Genomic DNA, 14,975 nt, shown 5'->3' on the forward strand with positions numbered 1-14,975 from the left:
GGCCTCGCATAATGGCTGAAACGCAAGCCGCACTTTATTTTAGCACGACAGGCCGTTTCGAAATGAGCTTTCTCTCCGCCATACCGGTCATCGCACTTCTTGCCATGCTACCCGTTCTCCTCTCTCTGCGGCCGGTTGCCGGTGTTCGGGAGTTCTCCGCCAGTTGCGCGCTCTCGGCAGCGTCGGCAGGCGCCTTGACGGTTGCGGCGGCGTTGCAGGCGCCCGTCGCCGCAATGTTCGGCTATGCGGGTCTCGCCGTTGCCCTCTTCTTCGTCCTCCAGGGCCTCCGCCGGTTCCTCGCATTGGCGATTCCGGCCTCGCTTTGTCTGGTGCTCGCGTTCTCGAGCGGCGTGCTCGGCTTCATCATCGCTCCCGGCGGCCACGACAGCCCGGCCGCCGGCATGATCGTCGTTGCGGGCGTTGTCGCAGCTCTACTTCTCGTCCTTGGTCTGGCCGCAGCCGACCGCTGGCCGGGCGAAAAGCCGGCGATCCAGGTCGTTGTCGTCGGCTCCGCCGCCGTGGTTTTCACCGCCCTTGCCCATGCCCTCGGCCCATCGGCGCACGTCTTGCCGGGACCGCCGGGCTCGCCCGCTTCGAGCCTGTTCGATTTCCTGCTCGTCACCATGCGGGTGCTGTGCCTTCCCCTCCTCTTCCTGGCCATGATCCTCACGATGCAGGCCCGGGTCATCGCCGGATTGAGGGCCATGATCGCACGCGACGGCTTGACCGGTGCGCTGTCACGCGGGACGCTCATGGAAGAGGGCGAGCGGATCTTCGCCGAGTGCGTGGCACGCCAGGAGCCGGCTGCCTTCCTGCTGCTCGACCTCGATTTCTTCAAACAAATCAACGATCAGTATGGGCACGCCTGCGGCGACATGGCGCTCGCGCATTTTGCCGATACCGTCTCGGCTTTCCTCGCCGGACGGGGCGTCCTCGGACGGATCGGTGGCGAGGAATTCGGCATCGTCCTGCCGGACCACACGGAAGAGCAGGCAAGGGCGCTTGCGGAGGATATCTGCCGCGTGGTGCGTGAGACGCCGGCCGGCCGCTCGCATCAGCGCATCCGTCTGACCGTGAGCATCGGGATCGCCGCCGCCATTGCGGGCGAAACGATTACCGACGTGATGATACGCGCCGACCTTGCTCTCTACGACTCAAAGGCGGATGGTCGCGACCGTTGCTCGGTAGCAAGGGATCGCCGCATCGACGCCAGCGCCCGCGCCCTTGCGGCTGCCGCCGCGCAATTGCGCGAAGCCCGTGCCGCCCGGTCGGAACTGCGCAGCTCGGCGTGACTTCTCGCACGATGGATCCTGCATATCGACGGGCGTGGCGGCCGGTGCTTGCATTGCAGCATCCGCTGCCTATCTGAACGGTGCAGTTCATTGGAGGATACTCATGTTGCGCCGCATCCGTGCCTTGCTTGTCGCCGGCCTCACCGTCTCGGCCGCGGCGGTTTCGCCGGTCCACGCCGAAACCGTTGGCCAAGTCGGGGTCGACTGGCTCGGCAACGACATCAAGATCGATGCCGTAAGCGACCCGAAGGTGACCGGGGTTACCTGCCACGTCACCTATTTCGATCGCAGCGTCATCGACCGCCTGAAGAACGGCAACTGGTTCGAGGATCCGTCGAACAACTCCATCGCCTGCCGCCAGACCGGCCCCATCGCCATCGATGATATCGACCTGTCGAAGGAGGGAGAGGAAGTCTTCCGTTCCGGACTATCTCTCATCTGGAAGAACCTGCTGGTGACCCGCATCTACGACAAGGCCAACGACACGCTGATCTATCTGGCGCATTCGAGGCAGTTGACCGACGGATCGGCCAAGATGTCGATCACCACGGTCCCGCTCTATGGCCAATCGGTCACCTGGAAGAATGGGCGGCCGGAATAATCGATCCGGCGAACGCAGCAGATCAAGACGGCCGGAAGGGGAGTACGGGTTTTTCCGCACTCCCCTTCCGAGCTACGTGCGCGCTTCCTGCGAGACTAAGGTCTGCCGAATTTTACGCCGCATACATCGTCTCTTGAGCTGGTGCGCCTCGAGGAACATGCAGTAGCTGATTTCGCGCCTTACGGTTTAGGCGGCACAATGCCCCGATAGTAGTCGCCCTCACCCGGGTCGTATCTCTCCTGGTAGGTACCGCTTGGAGACATCATACGGCCGCCGTCGATACTCCCCGTTGCAGTCGGGTCGACCGAAGACGGAGGCAGGTTACGCGACGCCGGCATGCGTACCTGATTCTGGGTTCCCGGAGGGTGGTTCGGGTCGAGGCCCTGATAATAGCTATCCGCAAAGGCTGGCACCGCGGCACCGACCAAGGCGGATGACAGGACAAATGCAGCAAATGATGTTTTCAGAGAAACTCTCATGGCATTAACTCCTATGTCCGTTAGGCATCCCACCTCCCAATGGATGCTACTGTTCAGCATACGAGCCTCCTACGGATGCTGCGGTTACCAAGATAACACCCGGCACCGGCCGAAAGCGTTTGACGATTTGTCACTTTTGCTCATCCAAGAGTGATGCTCATTACGTAACTGTAACTTGACCGCCCCACCACCGCCGGGGCGGCATCGTGGCGCGTCCTTGGACTGAAAGAGCATACAGCGGCGGACCATCGCCTCTGAAGGCGGTGGTCCGCGAAAGCGCAATGCGCTCGAAGGCGTCTAAAAATGTTTAGGGACGGGGAGCCGGAGGCGAGATGCCTTGATAATAGTCGCCGTCGCCGGGGCCCTGATACTCGTTCGTATAGTGCTCACGTACCCGGCCAGGCGCGTTGGTCGCTCGGCTTCCCGGCGCCGGTTCCATGTAGATGCTGCCGGTCGGCGCCGGATCGACATAGACGCTGCCCGTCGGTGCGGGATCGACATAGACGCTGCCGGTTGGGGCAGGATCGACATAATAGGGACGTGCCGGCACCATTACCGCCCCTCTGTTCTGGGTGCCCGGAGGATTATGCGGGTCGATGCCCTGATAGTAACTGTCTGCAAAGGCCGGCACGGCGACGCCGGCAAGCGCCGAGGAGAGGGCAAATGCAGCGAGCGATGTTCTGAAAGAAACTTTCATGGCGTTGCTCCTGTCTGTTTCCACATCAGCTTCCAAACGCGGAGGCTGTAATCACCAGCAGAGGGCTTCTCGCCAAATGCTGCCTGTTCATAACTCGTTTCGCGTGCAGGGGTTCCTTGCCCGCGACCGGTACGTTTTCACATTTGCTCGCTACGCCGTGATGCCGACCGCCGTGCAGTAGCCGCCGAGCGTCTGCCGGCTCATGCGAAAAGGCCCGCTTTCGCGGGCCTGTTCAAACCGTCCATTGAGGTCCGGGCTCAGAGCGGGATGAGGAAATTTGGGTGCGGTTTTCCGCCCGCATCCCGCGTCTCAACTTCCTGGAATCGATCACGTTGATGTTTTTAGGTCGGCCCGACCTGAAAGCATCGTGATCTAGGCCGCCTGCGCCAGTTCCTCGGCGATGACGGTGTCGAGATTGAGGAAGCAGACCATGGATTTTTCAAGCGCGACGATGCCGCGGCAGAAGGCGCGCTGGGCTTCCGGGATGATCTCCGGCGCGGGCTGCAGGTCTTCGCTTCGGATCGTCATCATATCGGAGACCTGCTCGACCAGCAGTCCGACGAGCTTGCCGTTGATGTCGGTGACGATGATGGCGGAGCGCTCCGACGGCTCGGTCATCTTCATGCCGAGACGGCAGGCCATGTCGATGACCGGGATAACCGCGCCACGCAGGTTGATGAGGCCGAGAACATAGGGCGGCGTGTGCGGCATCGGTGTCACCGGTGCCCAACCGCGGATTTCCCGGATTGCCATGATGTCGATGCAGAATTCCTGTTCGCCCAGGTGAAAGGAGACGATTTCGAGATAGGCGCCTGACTGCTTGATTGCGTTGCTCATGATCAAAACTCTTCCCAATTTTCACCGGACGCCGTTACCGGCGGCGTTGATCCCGGCCTGTTACCGAATGCGCCAGCCAGTTTTCCCATCAACGCCTTTGCTGGAGATGGAGCTGGACGCGTGGATGATTGCGCGGCCGCGGGCTTGCGAAGCGACACGGGCGCGGCAGCAGTCGCTGTTGCCGCCCGCGCCGGAGCGCTTGCCGTCGCCGAGCCTGCCCTGCCCGGCGGCTGGATCGCCGTCTCGCGCGCCTGCCCGTGGCGGAATTGCCCGACGATCTCGCTGAGTTTCTCGGCATCCTGCGCAAGCGTATGGCTCGCCGCATTGGTCTGCTCGACCATTGCGGCATTCTGCTGCGTCATCTGATCGAGTTGAGCGACAGCGGTATTGATTTCGCGAAGGCCCGTCGATTGCTCGCGCGCCGCCATGACGATCGAGCTCATATGTTCGTTGATGCAGGCCACCTTGGCACCGATGCGGCCGAGCGCGTCGCCGGTCTCCTGAACCAGCCTGACGCCGGTCTTGACTTCATTGCCCGAGCGGCTCACCAGAGCCTTGATATCCTTCGCGGCACCGGCAGCGCGCTGGGCGAGCTCCCTCACCTCCTGGGCAACGACGGCAAAGCCCTTGCCGGCCTCCCCCGCCCGCGCGGCCTCGACCCCGGCATTGAGCGCCAGCAGATTGGTCTGGAACGCAATCTCGTCGATCACGTCGATGATCTTGCCGATCTCGCTGGAAGCGCCCTCGATGCGCGCCATGGCGGCGATCGCCTCGCCGACGATGCGCCCGGACTCCTCCGCATTGATGCGTGTCTCGTCGACCATGTGGCTCGCCTCTTCGGCGCGCTCGGTCGCTGTCTTCACCGTGACGGTGATTTCCTCGAGCGCGGCCGACGTCTGCTCCAGCGACGCGGCCTGTTTTTCCGTCCGCCGCGCCAGATCGTCGGCAGCGCTGCGCATCTGCCGCCCGTTCGATTCGATCGAGGCGGTATTCTCCTTGACACTCGAAAGGACCTGGCTCAGCCGTTCCACCGTGTCGTTGAAGTCACGGCGCAACGCATCGAGCCCGCCATCGAAAGGCTCGCGGATCGCAACCGCCAGATTGCCGTCTGCAAGCTGATTGAGCGCTCCGCCGAGGGCTTCGACTGCGGTGTTGATCAGTCCGATCGCCTGCTCGCGCTCCGTCTCGTGACGCTCGCGTTCCGTCTCGGTTTCCTGCCGGCTCGCCCTGGCCCTTTCCTCGAGCGCGCGTTTCTCGATTGCCGAGACCCGGAAAAGCTCCACCGAACGTGCCATCTCGCCGATTTCGTCGCCGCGGTCGAGCCCCGCCGCTTCAGCCGTGAGATCGCCCGAATGTATCCGCCGCATGCTGTCGCGCAGACCGAGGATGCCCCGGCGCAAGACGTTCCCATGGAACCAGATCAGGCCGATCAGGGTCGCCATTGCCAGCAAACAGGCGGCTGCCTGGAGCATGAGCGCATGCTCACCACTGGTGCGGACATCTGCGATGCGCCCCGCGGCCAGGCTGGCTGCGGCATCGGCCAATTGCGCAAGCGATGCGCCCACGCGCTCGCCTGCGGCGTCGATGACATCGTCGATGCGGGCGAATTCCTCGGCTGGCGCTCCGGCCTCCACGAGCGCTTTCAGGTCCTGCTCGACGGCCTTGCGCAGTTGGGCCATATCCGATTCGAAACCGGCAAGAACTTCCGGCTTGCCGATAAGACGCGCGAGCGCTTCGAGATCGGCTTGCCTGCCCTCGATGACCTCGAGCGAGGATCCGATCTGGGCCGCACGTTCCGGCTGTATCCGGCGTTCGCCGCGGTCGACGATGGTGTCCATTGCCGCAAGCACGAGCTCCAGGCGGGCAAGGCGCATTTCCTCGAGCGTTCCCATGCCGCGCTGAGCGATAACCGCCTTGTCGAGTGCCTCTTGCGAGCCGCCTTGCTCATAAAGGCCGACGGCGAGAACGGAACCGAAACCTAGAAAGGCTGCGCCCGCAAGCGTCGCAAGGCGTAGGCTGACGGAAAGCTTTCCCTTGGCGGATGGAACGGTGTTCATCGATATGGCAGTCCATAGCTGGACCCGCCGGCGGCAGGCGGGGTCCTCCGTTGCGATCGATGCGGAAAACCGGGCTCGATCAACCGGATGACCTCATGTCATATCGAAGTGGTGCACTTCTCCGCGTCGGCGGACAGTGGCAAACAGACCTTAAACAATCGCTAAAACACTGCCCGCGACTTTGCGGAAGTTCGCGCGTTTCGACCGCTGCTGCCCTTTTCCTTCCGTCTCACGGTGCTATGATCGCTTCATGCGCACGGATACCAAGAAGTCGCTCTCTCCCCTGATCTTCGCCCTCGCCACCGGCGTGCTCGCGCTCGTCTTCCTGCTCGCCTTCAAAGGCTGGATCGCGAATGGCGCCGACATTTTCCTGTCGCTGGCGCAAGCCGGTCTCGCCTGGTGCATCTGAGACGCACCGCCTCAAGCGAACCTGCGGCAATTGTCCCCTTTGCACCCGTGTGTCCGACGCGGTATCAACGCTCTACATTCCTGACGGCCCGACGGCGCCGCGCGTCTGTCTCAGATGCGTCGGGGCAGCAACAGACTGGTGGCAATGATGAAATCCATACGCATCGTTCTCTGGGTAGCCATTCTCGTCATGGTGGCCGTCCTCGGCTGGCTGACCTTCGACATGACCCAGCCGAAGCAGCAGGCCGCATCCGGCCCCTTCGGCGTGCCCTTTACCCTTGTCGCCCAGAATGGCGAGCAGATCACCGAGAAGGCGTTCACCGGCAAGCCGACGGCGCTCTTCTTCGGCTTCACCCATTGCCCGGAAGTTTGCCCGACCACGCTGTTCGAACTCAACGGCTGGCTCGATAAGGTCGATCCCGAGGGCAACAAGCTGCAGGCCTACTTCATCACCGTCGATCCCGAGCGCGATACACCCGAAGTGCTCGGCCAGTATGTTTCAAACGTGTCCAAGCGCATCACCGGCATCTCCGGTCCGCCCGACAAGGTGCTGGAAATGGTCAAGGGTTACCGCGTCTATTACAAGAAAGTCCCCACCGACGAGGCAAAGCCGGACGGCGACTACACGATGGATCATACCGCCTCTGTCTTCCTGCTCGACGCCAACGGCCAGTTCAGCGGAACGATCGCCTATGGCGAAAACCCGGAAACGGCCGTCAAGAAGCTGGAAAACCTCACGCGCGGCTAACAATGTTTGCCCGTGTATCCTGCGGGCGCCGGTAAACCCGGCGCTTTGCCTTTGTACCTCATTCATGATAGCGGCGAACCGCCCACAGCGCCGCGCATCCGATCGGACGCGCCGAAGCCGCTGTGGCCCGTTTGAATGGCTGCACGCCGAAGGAAAGCACCGTGAGCGAGATACGACTTTTCGTCACCACTACCGAGAAGCAGGCGGCAGCCGTCCTCGACGTCATGAGCGCAATTTTCGAAGAAGACGATTACGCGATCGCGACCATGGAGATCGACGAGAAGCGGGATGTCTGGGAGGCCTCCGTCTACATGATGACGGATGAAGAGGAGAGCGTGAGATCACGCCTCGCTCAGGCACTCGAAGTCGAATTTTCGCATCTTCCGATCGAGCGCGAAGTGCTGCCGGATGTCGACTGGATCGCCAAGTCGCTGGAGGGCCTCGCCCCCGTGCGCGCGGGCCGCTTCGTCATCCACGGCTCGCACGATCGCGACAAGGTGAAGCCGGGTGAGATTGCCATCGAGATCGACGCCGGCCAGGCCTTCGGCACCGGCCATCACGGCACGACAGCCGGCTGCCTCGAAATGCTTGCCTCCGTCGCCCGCTCCCGGCCCGTCCGCAACGCGCTCGACCTCGGGACGGGAAGCGGCGTGCTGGCGATCGCCGCCTGGAAGCTCCTGCACGTCCCGGTGCTCGCAACCGACATCGATCCGATCGCAACCCGCGTCGCCGCCGACAACGCCCGTCGCAACGGCGTCGTCACCGGCCTGACCTTCGCCACCGCGCCCGGCTTCCACTCGACCACCTTCAGCACCAACGGCCCCTTCGACCTCATCATCGCCAACATTCTGGCGCGGCCGCTGATGAAGATGGCGCCGCAAGTTGTGGCCAACCTCGCTCCGGGCGGTTCGGTCATCCTTTCCGGTATTCTCGCCGAACAGCGCTGGAAGGTGCTCGCAGCCTATAACGGTCAGAACCTCAAACATGCGCGCACCCTCTGGCGCAATGGCTGGGTAACCATTCATCTGACCAGGTAAGTCACGCTTGTCGCAGACGCATCCGGTCGCGGCGTCCGGACGCCGCATTTCTATGGAGATGTTCCTGTAGAACGCCGGCCTTGATCAGTGCATCGCGCTGATGGTCATGAAGCTGGCTGCCATCCGCTTTCGAGACTCGCGCATACCCGATCAAGGTCGTCATTTATACGCTCGTATTTCTTGCACGCTGTCGCCAGGGTCCGGCGCGCCGTCAGGTTCGATTGACCCGCGCTGATCCTGCCGCCAAAAACGGCACGAAAGCTTGTCGCACTTTCTCAAGAAACGCATCGCTGAAGCGACCAACCGGTTCTTGTCCGGAATCGAGGTAGTACGATCGTTCCAGAACGTCGTAATTACATTCGCTGATCGTGATCCAGCCGCGCTGACGGCAAGACCAACTTGCCCTGCCGTAATTCAGCTCCGGGGATCTCTAAAGTGCATCCCTGATCGGAAACATGTCTTCGCCGTAGTGATGAAGCCTCGTGTGATGTCGGCGGCAAAGCCACCGCACCTTTAAAGGCTCGTCGTATTGATCGTGATGGGCATCGACCGCTTCGATCCCGCAGACCTCGCACGTTTGCTTTTCCAGTTCGCCTGCCTTCACTGCTCGCTGCACAGCGAGATGAGCATCGTATTTCCCTGGATTGGCACGGCGCCAATTCGCTTGGCGGGTATCGGTTTTCAGCATCGCCGCTCCTACCTCTGCATGCTCCGTTTGAGAGATATCCTCGCAAGTCGACCGTAAGCAGGCATATCACGAAAGAAACCGTTCTTCATTTGTTTTCCCGTGGACACCGCCTGTTTCCACAGGCACTTCCGTCCCGGACAGGCTCTATTGCGCCGAACTGGATCCTCCCTCCTGCGCCAAGCGCAGGGATGACGATAGAAGGAGTATCGAGCGAAAGAGGAACCGAGAAAACGAAAAGGCCGCCCGGTCCATCATGACGGGGCGGCCTTCTCGAAACAAAGGCGATGCCGAAGCATCGCCTGCTGACCGGCTTTTGGCCGACCATACCCGCGAGCTTGAGGAGGAGGAGCGCTCAAGCGGGCTCTACCGTTCCGAAGCTGGCCACCCTGAGGGAGGAGGAGAACAGATGACCAACTATTCTCGGAACTGCAGTCTTTTGAACCGGCGGACGTTCGTCCGTGTTCGTTGAGCGGGCTTATAAACCATAATTCCGATAGAGAAAGATACATTCCGGCATGGGTGCCATGCGCCGCGTGCATATGTATGACAAATGGGCAAATGCGCGTCCTGCACCACCCGAGGTACACGCTGTTCATGGGCGAATCTCGTCTCCCCTCTGCGGGAACGAGTTTAAGTTGTTACTTTATGCAGGTCGTTATTCCAAAACCGCTGCTCCACTTTTGGAAGAGATGCATTAACATGCCCATCTCACCTGCGGTCTCCGCCAAGCTTACCGGGAAAGTCCATGTTCCAATCCTTCGAAGTCACCTCCACGCCTCAGTTCGGCAAGGAGAGAACCACCGCCCTGCGTGCCGCCCTCGCAACCTTGGGCGTCGATGGTTTCCTCGTGCCGCGTGCCGACGAATTTCAAGGGGAATATGTGCCCCGCAGTTCCGAGCGGCTGTCGTGGCTGACGGGCTTTACCGGTTCGGCCGGGGTAGCGCTCGTGACCCAGCGCGAAGCGATCGTCTTCGTCGACGGCCGTTATGTAACCCAGCTCAAGGAGCAGGTGGACGGCAGCGTCTTCACCGGCGGCGATCTCATCGGCGAACCGCCGCATGTCTGGCTGGAGCGCCATGGACCCAAGGGCTTCCGCCTCGGCATCGATCCTTGGCTGCACACCGCGGCGGAAGTTCGCCGGCTCGAAAAGGCGCTTGCCGCGATCGGCGGCAGTGTCGTCCTTCTCGACCACAATCCGCTCGACCGGCTCTGGGCCGACCGTCCCGCAACGCCGCTCGGCCCGGTGACGATCCAGCCGGTCGAGCATGCGGGGCAATTGGCGAAAGACAAGATCGCGGAGATCGCGGCGGGCGTGGCAAAGGCGAAGGCCGCCGCCGTCGTTCTCACGGATCCCTCCTCCGTCGCCTGGACCTTCAACATCCGTGGCAGTGACGTGCCGCACACGCCGCACCCGCTGGCGCGCGCCATCATCCATGCGGACGGCAGCGCCGAGCTTTTCCTCGACAAACGCAAGACCGGCATCGAGCAGGAAGCCTACCTGACCCAGCTCGCCGACATAATGGCGCCCGCGAGCTTCGACGATCGGCTCGCCGCCCTCGCCTCAACCGGCGCAGCCATCATGATCGATCCGGATCTCGCCCCCTTCGCGATCGGCGAGCTGATTCGCAGGAAGGAAGGTTCGGTGGTCGAGGCGGTCGATCCCGCCCGCCTGCCGCGCGCCTGCAAGAATGCAGCCGAGATCGCCGGATCGACCCGGGCGCACCTGCAGGATGGTGCGGCGATGGTCGAGTTCCTCGCCTGGCTGGACGGGAGGGAGCCCGGCAGCGTCACCGAAATCGGCGCAACCAGGCAATTGGAGGCGACGCGCGCGGCCGTCGGCGAGCGCATGCAGAACCCCCTGAAGGACGTTTCTTTCGACACGATCGCCGGCGCCGGTTCGCATGCCGCAATCATGCATTATCGGGTCACGAACGAAACCGACCGGCGGATCGAGGCCGGTACCATGTTCCTGATCGACTCCGGCGCGCAATACATCAACGGTACGACCGACATCACCCGCACGGTCGCGATCGGCGCGGTGCCGGAAGAACAGAAGCGGTTCTTTACGCTCGTGCTCAAGGGCATGATCGCAATCAGCACGGCGCGCTTCCCGAAGGGGTCACGCGGCGTCGACCTCGATCCGCTCGCCCGGATCGCGCTATGGAAGGCGGGCGCCGATTATGCGCACGGGACCGGCCACGGTGTCGGCTCCTATCTCTCGGTCCACGAAGGACCGCAGCGCATTGCCCGGCTTGCCACGCAGGAGTTGCTGCCCGGCATGATCGTTTCCAACGAACCCGGTTACTATCGCCCCGGCGCCTTCGGCATCCGCATCGAGAATCTCGTCGTCGTGCGCGAGCCGGAGGAGATCGAGGGCGGCGACCAGCCTATGCTCGGCTTCGACACGCTGACCTTCTGCCCGATCGATCGCCGGCTCGTCCTTCCCGCCCTGCTGACCGACGACGAGCTTGACTGGCTGAACGCTTACCACGCGGAAACGCTGGAAAAGCTGATGCCGCTGCTGTCGGGCACGGAAACGAGAGACTGGCTGGCCAGTGCTACGGAAGCAATCGTGCGATAGGGTCGGAACGGGCGGCCCGGCGGTGTGGGCTGGGGCTGGGGTACCGCCGGGCCTCCGTTGGGAGGGTCGATTTCTCAACCAACAGCATGGTTATATTTGCGGCGACGCTCTCGCGTAACCCGCGAATTTTACTGAATCGCAGCCTTAATCCGACAATAGTCTGAATGGAGCGCAGGCCCCTTCCCGGTCAGATCCCAAGCATCGTCTTGGCTTGGCCGAGCGCTGCTTCCGAGCCCGCATGGTCGCCAGCCTTGTGCAAGTCTTCGCCCTGCTGGCGCAACTGTTTCACCTTGGCCATGTCGGCCTCGGACAATGATGCGTTGGGCATGGCCGCATCGATCGCCTGCATCATGGCGGGGCACTGGTTGGCAAACGCGGTAACAGGCGCAAGCGCGAGAAACAGCGCAACGGAAATTCTGGTAATCATGGTCGCTCCTCCGTGGGCCGGGGGGCGGCTGCCTCCCCGGCAACGAGAAGATGATAGTCCAGAACCGGCCTGGCGCCAATCCGAGCGGCCGGACCCATGCTCAGGCGGGCGGGAACCTACATGATCAGGTGCCGGATCGCCATGACCGCGATCCAGCCCACGAACAGCATCCGAAGCGTCGAAAAGCGCAGCCCGACGACGAAGGCGACGAGCATCGCTGCGGCGACGTCCATGCCACCATAGACGAAGGCGGGCGCCACCAGCGTTGTCAGTACAGCCGCCGGGACTGCGTTCAACGCAGACTCGACGCGCGGAGGTATGTTCTTCAACTGCGTGATAAGCACGTAGCCGCCGAAGCGCGTGACATAAGTGGCGACCGCCGCCGCGACGATGAGATAGAGCAGATCGAGGTGTTGCGCGTCCAAGGATCAGGCCTCCTTTTCCACGGCGTGGGTTTCGGTCGCCGGTCGCTTCGGCGGCAGACAGGCCGCAAGCAGGACGCCGGCAAGCGCGCCGATGCTGACATGCCAGGGGGAGCCGACGAAATGCATCGCAGCGACGGAAGCGACGGCGCTCACGGCCACGATCGGCAGAAAGCGGTCGCGCGTGCGGAAGCTCATCACGAGCCCCAGAAAGTAGATCGGGAGGAGCACGTCGAGGCCGATCGCCTTGGGATCGCCGATCAACTGCCCGAAGATCGCACCGATCAGCGTATTGATGAGCCATGGAACATAGATCACGACGCCGAAGCCCGCATACCAGGCGAAGGTGACCGGCAATCCGCGCTGGCCGCGCTGTTCGGTCTCCGCATATTGCGGGTCCACGAGCAGGAAAAATGCGATCAGCTTTTGAACGAAGCTGAAATGGCGGATGTGCTTGGCGAGAGAAGCGGAATAGAGCACGTGGCGGAAGTTGACCGCAAAGACCGAGAGCACCACCAGCCAGGGCTGCACGTTGCTTCCGAAGAGTTCGATGCCGACCATCTGGCTTGCACCCGCATAGACGGTGGCGCTCATGAATACCGCATCGGCAATCGAAAACCCGTTATCCACCGCAAGCGCGCCGAAAAGCGCTCCGAAGGGCGACGCCGCCAGCATGATCGGAAAGCCGCCGCGCAGCCCTTCCCGGAAATCGCCTCTGCTCATGAAATTCTCCTGCGGGGCCGCCCGTAACGAGCATGCCGGACAGATAGGGGCTGCCGCAGATCGCGACAATTCAATTACTCTGATGCGGCGATTGAATTTTCTGATGGTTGGACGCGCGTCATTCCCGAACGAGCACACGAGACCTGGTGCTCGGTCGGCCTACCATAAGAAGGCGGACGCAAAGAACGCGCCCGCCCCGACACGTCAGCGCTTTACTTGAAACGTGTGCTCTATGCCCGGAAAGCTGCGCGCCTTCACCTCATTGGCATAGGCCTCCGCCGCCTTTGAGATCGTCGGTGCCAACTCAGCGAAATGCTTGACGAAGCGCGGCTTGAAATCGTTGAAAAGACCGAGCATGTCGTCCGATACCAGGATCTGGCCGTCGCAGGCCGGCGAAGCACCGATGCCGATGGTCGGCGCGCGCAGCGTGGCAGTGATCTCGCGGGCGACCGGCTCCACCGTTCCCTCGACCACGATGGCGAAAGCGCCGGCATCGTCGATCGCCTTGGCGTCGCGGCGGATCTTGGTCACTTCCTTCTCGTTGCGCCCGACCGAGCGGTAGCCCCCCGTCGTGTTGACGAGCTGCGGCATCAAGCCCACATGGCCGAGCACCGGAATGCCACGGCTGACAAGGAATTCGACCGTCTCGGCCATCTCGGCACCGCCCTCGAGCTTCACTGCGCTGCAGCCCGTTTCCTTCAGAATGCGCGCGGCACTGCGGAAGGCCTGCTCCTTGGATTCCTGATAGGCGCCGAAAGGAAGATCGACGACGACGCAACAGCGCTCCGAACCGCGCATGACCGCCTGGCCATGCGCAATCATCATGTCGAGCGTGACGCCGACGGTCGTATCGAGGCCGTAGAGCACCATGCCGAGCGAATCGCCGACAAGGAGGAAATCCACGTGAGGATCGAGAAGCCGTGCGATCGGCGTCGTATAGGCCGTCAGGCTGACGATCGGGCGCTCACCCTTCAGGGCTTCGATGCTGGCGGGGCTGAGCCGCCGTTTCGTGGTCTGGACGCTCATTCTCAGGCTACCTTTGCAAAACGGGCGGATTTCGGGGCAAGCACGCGGTTGTCGAGCAGCTTCGTGGTGCCGAAGCGGACGAAGAGCAGGAGCAGGACCGGCTTTTCTTCGATCTCGCTGACCGGCTCAAGCGTTTCCGGGTCGCGCAGCGCCACCACTTCGGGCCGCGCCAGCGGCTCGCCGGCGAGAAATTCCAAGACACGCTTCTCGACCTCGGCCGGTTCGGTGACGCCGCTTGCGATCAGCCGCTCGGCCTCGTCCAGCGCCTTCGGCACGATCGCGGCTGCACGCCGCTCTTGCGTCGTCAGATAGACGTTGCGCGACGAACAGGCGAGCCCGTCCTCCTCGCGCACCGTCGGTACGCCGATGACCGTAACCGGCTGCGCCAGATCCTCGACCATGCGCCGGATGATCTGGAGCTGCTGGAAATCCTTTTCGCCGAAATAGGCGCGGTCCGGCTGGACGATGTTGAAGAGCTTGGTTACGACCGTCGCGACGCCTGCAAAATGGCCGGGCCTAACTGCGCCTTCGAGTTCGGAGCCGAGCTTCGGCACGTCGACCACCGTTTCCATCGGGCGCGGATACATGTCGGAAACGTCGGGGGCAAAAAGGAAATCGACGCCGCCATCGGTCAGCAGCGCCTGATCGCGGGCGAGGTCGCGCGGATATTTGCCAAGATCCTCGTTCGCGCCGAACTGCAGCGGATTGACGAATATGCTGGCGACGACCACGTCGTTCTCGCTGCGGGCGCGGCGCACGAGCTCCATATGGCCGACATGAAGATAGCCCATGGTGGGGACCAATCCGATGGATCTGCCCGCGCGCCGATGCTCGGCAAGGGCCTCTCGCAGATCGGCGATGGTGCTGATGGTTCTCATTCCGGACCCTCCAATCCGCCGGGACGTTGGACACGCCCCGCTTCGCTGATATGGCTCCTGCATCGTCAAAATGC

The 14,975-nt window shown here is 62.6% G+C and carries 16 protein-coding genes and 1 pseudogene; 6 read left to right on the forward strand and 11 right to left on the reverse strand.

Annotation, left to right across the window (positions count from 1 at the left end; all coding sequences use genetic code 11):
- Window positions 1-11: 11 nt before the first annotated feature.
- Window positions 12-1,292, forward strand: coding sequence for a GGDEF domain-containing protein (locus PZL22_RS12385; protein ID WP_003536245.1), 1,281 nt, complete (start codon window positions 12-14; stop codon window positions 1,290-1,292).
- 103 nt (window positions 1,293-1,395) lie between these two features.
- Entirely contained in the window at window positions 1,396-1,893 is a 498-nt protein-coding gene (locus PZL22_RS12390; RefSeq protein ID WP_010969727.1) for a CreA family protein, read from the forward strand.
- A gap of 179 nt (window positions 1,894-2,072) precedes the next feature.
- Here the strand turns inward: PZL22_RS12390 and PZL22_RS12395 are convergent, their stop codons facing one another.
- From PZL22_RS12395 to PZL22_RS12410, 4 genes are all read right to left on the reverse strand, one after another.
- Window positions 2,073-2,432 carry a hypothetical protein gene (locus PZL22_RS12395; RefSeq protein WP_003536241.1) on the reverse strand — a complete coding sequence of 120 codons (360 nt, stop codon included), beginning with the start codon at window positions 2,430-2,432 and terminating at the stop codon, window positions 2,073-2,075.
- 247 nt (window positions 2,433-2,679) lie between these two features.
- The gene (locus tag PZL22_RS12400) at window positions 2,680-3,069 is read right to left on the reverse strand and encodes a hypothetical protein (protein WP_003536239.1); all 390 of its coding nucleotides are present in this window, start codon (window positions 3,067-3,069) and stop codon (window positions 2,680-2,682) included.
- Window positions 3,070-3,441: 372 nt separating this feature from the next.
- Window positions 3,442-3,906, reverse strand: a complete 465-nt coding sequence (locus tag PZL22_RS12405; RefSeq protein ID WP_003536237.1) for a chemotaxis protein CheW — start codon at window positions 3,904-3,906, stop codon at window positions 3,442-3,444.
- A gap of 2 nt (window positions 3,907-3,908) precedes the next feature.
- Window positions 3,909-5,963 (reverse strand): methyl-accepting chemotaxis protein, encoded by a 2,055-nt coding sequence (locus tag PZL22_RS12410; RefSeq protein WP_003536235.1) that lies wholly within the window; start codon window positions 5,961-5,963, stop codon window positions 3,909-3,911.
- A 250-nt stretch (window positions 5,964-6,213) separates the two neighbouring features.
- Here PZL22_RS12410 and PZL22_RS12415 point away from each other — a divergent pair, with 250 nt between their 5' ends.
- The 3 genes from PZL22_RS12415 (at window position 6,214) to PZL22_RS12425 (ending at window position 8,156) form a co-directional block, all read left to right on the forward strand.
- Window positions 6,214-6,372, forward strand: a complete 159-nt coding sequence (locus tag PZL22_RS12415) for a hypothetical protein (protein ID WP_010969731.1) — start codon at window positions 6,214-6,216, stop codon at window positions 6,370-6,372.
- Window positions 6,373-6,519: 147 nt separating this feature from the next.
- Window positions 6,520-7,119: an SCO family protein gene (locus tag PZL22_RS12420; RefSeq protein ID WP_003536231.1), complete on the forward strand. Its 600-nt coding sequence runs from the start codon at window positions 6,520-6,522 to the stop codon at window positions 7,117-7,119.
- Window positions 7,120-7,280: 161 nt separating this feature from the next.
- The gene (locus tag PZL22_RS12425) at window positions 7,281-8,156 is read left to right on the forward strand and encodes a 50S ribosomal protein L11 methyltransferase (protein ID WP_003536230.1); all 876 of its coding nucleotides are present in this window, start codon (window positions 7,281-7,283) and stop codon (window positions 8,154-8,156) included.
- Between the two features lie 25 nt (window positions 8,157-8,181).
- On the opposite strand, the pseudogene PZL22_RS12430 reads toward PZL22_RS12425, so the two are convergent.
- Window positions 8,182-8,319 (reverse strand): annotated as a pseudogene (locus tag PZL22_RS12430) (resolvase); the annotation flags it as partial.
- Between the two features lie 267 nt (window positions 8,320-8,586).
- Window positions 8,587-8,844, reverse strand: a complete 258-nt coding sequence (locus PZL22_RS12435) for a hypothetical protein (protein ID WP_003536225.1) — start codon at window positions 8,842-8,844, stop codon at window positions 8,587-8,589.
- Window positions 8,845-9,589: 745 nt separating this feature from the next.
- Between PZL22_RS12435 and PZL22_RS12440 the strand changes: the two genes are divergently transcribed.
- Window positions 9,590-11,425 carry an aminopeptidase P family protein gene (locus tag PZL22_RS12440; RefSeq protein WP_003536223.1) on the forward strand — a complete coding sequence of 612 codons (1,836 nt, stop codon included), beginning with the start codon at window positions 9,590-9,592 and terminating at the stop codon, window positions 11,423-11,425.
- A 187-nt stretch (window positions 11,426-11,612) separates the two neighbouring features.
- On the opposite strand, the gene PZL22_RS12445 is transcribed toward PZL22_RS12440, so the two are convergent.
- The 5 genes from PZL22_RS12445 to panC all read right to left on the reverse strand — a co-directional run bounded on the left by PZL22_RS12445 (window position 11,613) and on the right by panC (window position 14,901).
- Window positions 11,613-11,852, reverse strand: coding sequence for a PA2433 domain-containing protein (locus PZL22_RS12445; RefSeq protein ID WP_003536221.1), 240 nt, complete (start codon window positions 11,850-11,852; stop codon window positions 11,613-11,615).
- Window positions 11,853-11,968: 116 nt separating this feature from the next.
- Window positions 11,969-12,277 carry a branched-chain amino acid transport AzlD family protein gene (locus PZL22_RS12450; protein WP_003536219.1) on the reverse strand — a complete coding sequence of 103 codons (309 nt, stop codon included), beginning with the start codon at window positions 12,275-12,277 and terminating at the stop codon, window positions 11,969-11,971.
- Between the two features lie 3 nt (window positions 12,278-12,280).
- Window positions 12,281-12,997 carry an AzlC family ABC transporter permease gene (locus tag PZL22_RS12455; protein WP_003536218.1) on the reverse strand — a complete coding sequence of 239 codons (717 nt, stop codon included), beginning with the start codon at window positions 12,995-12,997 and terminating at the stop codon, window positions 12,281-12,283.
- 204 nt (window positions 12,998-13,201) lie between these two features.
- Window positions 13,202-14,023 carry a 3-methyl-2-oxobutanoate hydroxymethyltransferase gene (panB, locus tag PZL22_RS12460; protein WP_003536216.1) on the reverse strand — a complete coding sequence of 274 codons (822 nt, stop codon included), beginning with the start codon at window positions 14,021-14,023 and terminating at the stop codon, window positions 13,202-13,204.
- A 2-nt stretch (window positions 14,024-14,025) separates the two neighbouring features.
- Complete coding sequence (gene panC / locus PZL22_RS12465; RefSeq protein ID WP_003536214.1) at window positions 14,026-14,901, reverse strand: pantoate--beta-alanine ligase; 876 nt, start codon at window positions 14,899-14,901, stop codon at window positions 14,026-14,028.
- Between the last annotated feature and the right edge of the window lie 74 nt (window positions 14,902-14,975).

The sequence above is a fragment of the Ensifer meliloti genome, from assembly GCF_030064585.1.
GTDB classification, from domain to species: domain Bacteria; phylum Pseudomonadota; class Alphaproteobacteria; order Rhizobiales; family Rhizobiaceae; genus Sinorhizobium; species Sinorhizobium meliloti.

Bases quoted from the DNA above. Each gene is read 5' to 3' on its own strand.
- PZL22_RS12385 (WP_003536245.1), top strand. From the start codon at position 12: ATGGCTGAAACGCAAGCCGCACTTTATTTTAGCACGACAGGCCGTTTC.
- PZL22_RS12390 (WP_010969727.1), top strand. From the start codon at position 1,396: ATGTTGCGCCGCATCCGTGCCTTGCTTGTCGCCGGCCTCACCGTCTCG.
- PZL22_RS12395 (WP_003536241.1), bottom strand. From the start codon at position 2,432: ATGCTGAACAGTAGCATCCATTGGGAGGTGGGATGCCTAACGGACATA.
- PZL22_RS12400 (WP_003536239.1), bottom strand. From the start codon at position 3,069: ATGAAAGTTTCTTTCAGAACATCGCTCGCTGCATTTGCCCTCTCCTCG.
- PZL22_RS12405 (WP_003536237.1), bottom strand. From the start codon at position 3,906: ATGAGCAACGCAATCAAGCAGTCAGGCGCCTATCTCGAAATCGTCTCC.
- PZL22_RS12410 (WP_003536235.1), bottom strand. From the start codon at position 5,963: ATGAACACCGTTCCATCCGCCAAGGGAAAGCTTTCCGTCAGCCTACGC.
- PZL22_RS12415 (WP_010969731.1), top strand. From the start codon at position 6,214: ATGCGCACGGATACCAAGAAGTCGCTCTCTCCCCTGATCTTCGCCCTC.
- PZL22_RS12420 (WP_003536231.1), top strand. From the start codon at position 6,520: ATGAAATCCATACGCATCGTTCTCTGGGTAGCCATTCTCGTCATGGTG.
- PZL22_RS12435 (WP_003536225.1), bottom strand. From the start codon at position 8,844: ATGCTGAAAACCGATACCCGCCAAGCGAATTGGCGCCGTGCCAATCCA.
- PZL22_RS12440 (WP_003536223.1), top strand. From the start codon at position 9,590: ATGTTCCAATCCTTCGAAGTCACCTCCACGCCTCAGTTCGGCAAGGAG.
- PZL22_RS12445 (WP_003536221.1), bottom strand. From the start codon at position 11,852: ATGATTACCAGAATTTCCGTTGCGCTGTTTCTCGCGCTTGCGCCTGTT.
- PZL22_RS12455 (WP_003536218.1), bottom strand. From the start codon at position 12,997: ATGAGCAGAGGCGATTTCCGGGAAGGGCTGCGCGGCGGCTTTCCGATC.
- panB (WP_003536216.1), bottom strand. From the start codon at position 14,023: ATGAGCGTCCAGACCACGAAACGGCGGCTCAGCCCCGCCAGCATCGAA.
- panC (WP_003536214.1), bottom strand. From the start codon at position 14,901: ATGAGAACCATCAGCACCATCGCCGATCTGCGAGAGGCCCTTGCCGAG.